At 44.2% G+C, this 5,832-nt stretch carries 5 protein-coding genes; 2 read left to right on the top strand and 3 right to left on the bottom strand.

The window, feature by feature from the left end:
- Positions 1-104: 104 nt before the first annotated feature.
- Positions 105-707, bottom strand: a complete 603-nt coding sequence (locus ACED46_RS21130; protein ID WP_017060569.1) for a 2OG-Fe(II) oxygenase — start codon at positions 705-707, stop codon at positions 105-107.
- Positions 708-1,084: 377 nt separating this feature from the next.
- Between ACED46_RS21130 and ACED46_RS21125 the strand changes: the two genes are divergently transcribed.
- Positions 1,085-1,873, top strand: coding sequence for an MBL fold metallo-hydrolase (locus ACED46_RS21125; RefSeq protein ID WP_371722376.1), 789 nt, complete (start codon positions 1,085-1,087; stop codon positions 1,871-1,873).
- A gap of 146 nt (positions 1,874-2,019) precedes the next feature.
- Here the strand turns inward: ACED46_RS21125 and ACED46_RS21120 are convergent, their stop codons facing one another.
- Complete coding sequence (locus tag ACED46_RS21120) at positions 2,020-2,448, bottom strand: RimK/LysX family protein (protein WP_004740039.1); 429 nt, start codon at positions 2,446-2,448, stop codon at positions 2,020-2,022.
- A gap of 32 nt (positions 2,449-2,480) precedes the next feature.
- On the bottom strand, positions 2,481-3,386 hold the full coding sequence (rimK, locus tag ACED46_RS21115) for a 30S ribosomal protein S6--L-glutamate ligase (RefSeq protein ID WP_004740040.1): 906 nt from the start codon (positions 3,384-3,386) through the stop codon (positions 2,481-2,483).
- 603 nt (positions 3,387-3,989) lie between these two features.
- Here rimK and ACED46_RS21110 point away from each other — a divergent pair.
- On the top strand, positions 3,990-5,774 hold the full coding sequence (locus ACED46_RS21110) for an SgrR family transcriptional regulator (protein WP_371722375.1): 1,785 nt from the start codon (positions 3,990-3,992) through the stop codon (positions 5,772-5,774).
- Positions 5,775-5,832 lie beyond the last annotated feature (58 nt).

Raw genomic sequence — 5,832 nt, 5'->3', positions numbered from 1 at the left:
GGATTATCTGCTAACTGCAGGATCGTTCAAGTCTTCTTAAACGATCGGCATTATCTCGAGTGGAGAGGCTTTGGATGAGATGAGGCTTTGACCCGAACCTCGCTTTAGTGTGCGATATCGAGTTGGTTGTCTTTCACGCCGTTAATACGGAACCAACCTGCAATACTGAATCGCTCTGTGTTTGTCGGCAGTACCTCGTGTGGGAACTGTTCAGATAAGAACACAAATAAGCGGCCTGACTTTGGTGGAATGGTCGTGATGTGGTTGTCTTTTAGGTCGTAAACCACAAGTTCACCAGCGTCTTCTTCTGTCCACTCATCATTCATATAGAACACAGTGGTCAGGCGGCGGTTTTCATTGCCCTTGAAACAGTCTAAGTGCTTCTGGTAGAAGTCGCCTTTTTCGTATTTAGCAAAGTGCGCTTCGTACTCGAACAGACCCAAAAAGAACGCTTGGTTTGCCGCTAAACGAATTTGTTCCATTTTGTCTAGGAACAGAGATGCTGGCTGACCCATATCGCGGCGCACCCATTGAATCTTGTCACTACGAATGGTCGACTCTCGCGTTACTTCATCGTTACGGCCAATCCTAGCCTTTTTCCAGTTCTCTGGAATGCAATCCCTCAATGCCACCACTTCTTCTTGAGTTAAGAAGTCATCCCAAACGAAATAACCTTGGGTAGAAAGAGCATCGATTAATTGGTTCATGTATAGCACTCAGACAATAAATTAGAGGCGCATATATAGTCCTAATAACTCAGGCCAACAAATCACATGTTTTGTCGTCACGATAAAACATGTGGAGGCTAGAGTAGCAAGGCCTATAGAGTAAGGTTTACGGCAATGCGGGCATTCGATAATGCTGAAAAATATCGGATGAAATTGATGGCAATCTTTGGAATTTGTTCCTGTGCACTGAGTTGAATTGGAATTGAGTAATTGAGTAATTGAGTGAATACCAATAGAAATCTTGATTCGGGTTCTCTATCCGGTTTTAGATTGTTGTCTTTAACAAAATGATCACAATTGAAGTTGAATTTGCTATTGTACAGGTCTGACCAGTTGTTTTATCACAAGGAGCGGTTTTGCAGCTGCATACCATCAAAGGCTATATCCAAGACATGTATCTCGTAGAGTACCCAGATAGGTTGCTGTTACTTGATGGTGCGTGCCGTGCGGATATTCCTCATCTTAGGGCTTTCATTGAAGATGAGCTTGGCCGTGAATTTAGCGACCTACATACTGTGGTTGTTACACACATGCATCCGGACCACACAGGGGCAGCGCATACGCTCAGAAAGCTGACTAATTGTCATTTGGTGGCAGCAAACAGAGACAAAGATTGGTATCACGGCATCGATGGCATTTTGATGCACCTGACCGACTTAGCGCTTGCTAGGTGGATGGCGAACCGCTTAGGCAAGCCTAAAGCAAACCTATGGTATTCAAGAAAGTTAAAGCCGGACTACAAGCTGTCTGATGGGGATAGTATTCCAGGGTTTGATGATTGGTTGGTTCTTGAAACACCGGGCCATACCGACCGTGATCTCTCGGTCTATTGCCCATCACACAGCGTGGCTTATGTTGCCGATTTAATGGTCGAGGTTAAGAAGAAGCTGATTCCGCCGTTTCCTATCTTTCACCCTAATAAGTATCGAGCGTCTGTATCGCGCATTTATGACATGCAGCTCGATACCTTGCTGGTGGCGCATGGTGGGCAAGTCGATTTCAGTCAGAAGGCTTTTGAACACCTGCTGATGAGTGCCCCAAGAAGGCCTGTTACACATTGGCGAGTGACGAAAATCAAAACCAAGAAATTACTTTTATCGATTGGGCGATTTGGTTTTCAATCTCATGGTAAATCGAAGAAATAGATCAGAAGTCTGAATGCAAAGTCGTGTATTCAGAGCTGAAAGTAGAAATAGAAAAATAGATAGCAATAAGGCCAGTCATGAGACTGGCCTTATATCGTTGTGAGTAGCTTTAGTTATAACCTGTGGAGCGGTTACGATGACTCGGATTAGTGAGTCAGCAGGAATTCACCCGCAGGGTCAACAATCACTTTGTCACTCATGCCTTGACGTCCAAGCAACATCATGTAAGTCATGTCTTGACGGTTGCTTAGCGTGATATCGATCGGCCATTGTTGGCCACCGATTCTTAGCATGGTTTCAATCACGCAACGGTGTTCAACTTCGCCGTTAGATGATTTAATTTTCTTACTTGTTTTCAGTTTCGCCTTGCAGCGCACCGTCTCTTCTAGGTGATAAACGTCTGGGTGAAGGTCGAACTCTACGAATTTCTCACCATTTGATTTAACACATAGTAGATTGTCTACGTGTAGAGAAGAGGTTTTAGCCCCTGTATCAACACGTGTATGTAGTCCAGTTATCCCTAACTCTGGTAAGCAAAGTGCTTCGGTATTCCCTATGATCATTTTATTGTTCATTTTCTTTCCAATCATGAGTTATCGGTATTCAATCAGCCCTTGCCACGAGTACGGTTAGCGTTTGGTTTTGCATTCTTCTCGATGAATTCGAAAATCATGTCTGCTACATCTTTACCCGTTGCTTTCTCGATGCCTTCTAGGCCTGGAGAAGAGTTTACTTCCATTACTACTGGGCCGTTCTTAGATTGTAGGATATCTACACCACATAGGTTTAATCCCATGATTTTCGCTGCATTGATTGCTGTTGCGCGCTCTTCTTTGGTTAGTTTAACCAGCTGAGCAGTGCCGCCACGGTGCAGGTTAGAGCGGAATTCACCTTCACCAGCTTGACGCTTCATTGCAGCAATTACTTTGTTGCCAACAACAAAACAACGGATGTCTGCGCCATTTGCTTCTTCAATGAACTCTTGAACCAAGATGTTCGCTTTTAGGCCCATGAACGCTTCGATAACGCTTTCTGCTGCTTTGTTTGTTTCTGCTAGTACAACGCCGATACCTTGAGTGCCTTCAAGAAGCTTGATCACAAGTGGCGCGCCGCCTACGTTTTTGATCAGGTCTTGAATCTTGTCTGGGCGGCTAGCGAAACCTGTTTTTGGTAAGCCAATACCTTTACGAGACAACAGTTGTAGTGAGCGCAGTTTGTCGCGAGAGCGACTGATTGCTACTGACTCATTGATACAAAAAGTGCCCATCATTTCAAATTGGCGAACAACCGCAGTTCCGTAAAAGGTAATGGAAGCGCCAATACGTGGAATAACAGCATCGTATTGAGGTAGCTCTTCACCCATGTAGCGAATCTTCGGATTGTTACTCGCGATATCTATATCACAGTGCAACGTGTCGATAACATCGACCTGATGACCACGTGCTTCTCCAGCCTGCTTTAGACGAGCGGTAGAGTATAGATTTTCGTTGCGAGAAAGAATTGCGATACGCATGGCGTTTCCTTAGTTAATACCTGATTGGTAACTGCAAATAAATGAGTTGTTAGCTGAGCTTTCAGTTTTTCTGAGGCTCTTTGCTTGCTTCGGGGCGAACCTTAAGGCTTTTCGTTTAACTAAGAAAACGAATTAAATTTGTCGAGTCGACAACGGAAATTTATCGAATGTGTGAGCGATTGGTACAACTAGGTTGAGAGGGAGTTTGGAATGGAAAAGCGAGTTGAGACCTAACTCATATTGGGGGTAGGAGCCTATTAGGTTGTACTCAACTCGCGTTAACTCGGTGCTTAAAAGTGTACTAATAACGCCAGTTACATAGCTCTATAAGTGTTCGTAGTGCTTCTCTTTCGAGCTTGCTACAGGTGCTTTTTAGCTTATTAAGATAGTATTTTCTCATGATGATTACTTCTCTTGTATTAGGCTTTGGTGGGAGCTCAAAGTTCCTTGTTGACCCATTAATTATGGTTACTTAATAGGAAGTAATAAACAGATGGGTTTTTACTAAGTTGTTCCTGTTTTTGTCTTTTATCGCTACTTTTTGACTGATGTGTTTTATAATGGGCTTAATCAGGAAGGGTTGTTTCTAAAAAGGTTCATTATTTGTCTGATCTAAACATGATGCGTTACTACACAAGGCTGGATTCGTTTGAGCCTAATCTTTCACACTCGGTGACCTTAACCGAGGTCGCAGGCAAGCTGTTCACCAGTTTACGCCATGCACGAACTTTGTTAGGCAAGATGCATCAGGCTGAATGGGTAATTTGGGAGCCAAAAGTCGGTAGGAATCAACGTTCAAATTTGACTTTGCGCTTTAGTAATCAACAGCTGACTCAACACGTTGCCGGTAAACTGATAGAGCAGGGTAAGTACGAAAAAGCGCTCTCACTTTTAGACAATGACCGCGCTGTATTTGGTTCTCTCCTTCAAGAAACCTCTGGCGCGACCATGCGTGAAGGATTGCTTCACGTTCAATTGACCTATAAGCGTAAGTTTGAAGACCTGTTCCCACATCATATTCACCGCAGTAGCGAACGCTTTTTGATCAGGCAAGTGTTCAGTTGCTTAGTCACTTGTAATGGTAAGGGCGAGTTGAAGCCTGAACTGGCGCACCATTGGGAATATGATGCTGAAAAGTTGGTTTGGACTTTCTATTTGCGCCCAGGCCTAACCTTCCACGATGGTCAACCCGTTGATGCCAAGCAGTTAGTATCGTTGTTTACCGCCTTACAACCGCTACCTTTCTATCAGACAGAGTTAGCCCATGTTGCTTCGGTTTACAGTGAGCAGCCGTTAAGGATCAGCTTCCAATTGACCAAAGCAGACACCGGTTTTGCTGGCTTATTGGCTGGCGTTAAGTATTCGATTCAACCTGCTGCGCAAGTAACTCGTGAGCCATCGCCATTAAACTCGGTGTCACATGCTGTTATTGGAACCGGCCCATTTAAAGTGGTTGAGACCAATAATGAACGGATCAAGCTCGCGGCATTTGAGCTCTATTATGGTTGTCGGTCTTTAACCGATGAGGTGACCATCTGGCAGTTTGAAGAATCGATGACAGGCAGTGCTCGATTCGATGACAGCCAAATGCAAGTCTCGTCTTATGAAGATTCTTCTTGTTTCCATCAGCTAGGGAAAAGCGATACGGAGCTTGTTTCAGCAGACACAGACGGCCTTCGTAGCCGAGTCGAGGATGGGTGCTTGTTTATCCTGTTCAATCAGAATTCAGCGGTAACTCCGCTTAATAATGAGCAGCGAAAATACCTTTCAGAACTGACCAACCCACAAGCGATTTTATCTCAGTTGGAAAAAAATAAGGGTTTGTTCAGTGTCTCTTTAGCTCAAAACATACTGCCAAGTTGGCAAAAATTGTATCGAACGCCTTCGAAAGAAGCACAATTACCGAAAAAGATGAGTATTGCAGTTTATGACTATTATGCGTTGTACCGATGTGCCATCTGCGTTTCAGACATATTGAAACGATATGGTGTGGGAGTTGAGGTGAACACCTACAGTTTTCGAGAATTGGCGCAGCTCTCTCAGAGTGGTGAGTTAAAGGAGGATCTGGTGTTGTGTAACCTGAATCTCGATGACAATGCCCCGTCTTCGCTGTTTTCGTGGATGATGAATGATCCTGTTTTGCACTCTGCTTTGGGAGAGATGAACAGTGATTGGCTCAAGCAGCGTTTAGATCTTCATAAAGCATCCGTTGAACTGCCTAATTACTTGGCAGAGTTGGAGCCCGTTGCATCCACGTTGATTTCTGATTATTGGCTAGTGCCTATGTTCCATCACCTACAAACAGTTCGTTTCCAAGGCATTTTGAAAAACGTGGCCATCACAAACTGGGGATGGCCAGACTTCAAGAATGTATGGTCTGCTGATTAACCTTGAGCTATTGTCAAATGTGGTGTATGGAGATCATGCAGTAGCCTGTTGATGAGTC

It is taken from the genome of Vibrio sp. 1S139 (genome assembly GCF_041439475.1).
Lineage (GTDB): Bacteria > Pseudomonadota > Gammaproteobacteria > Enterobacterales > Vibrionaceae > Vibrio > Vibrio crassostreae_C.
This window is presented reverse-complemented; position numbering and strand designations above follow the sequence as displayed.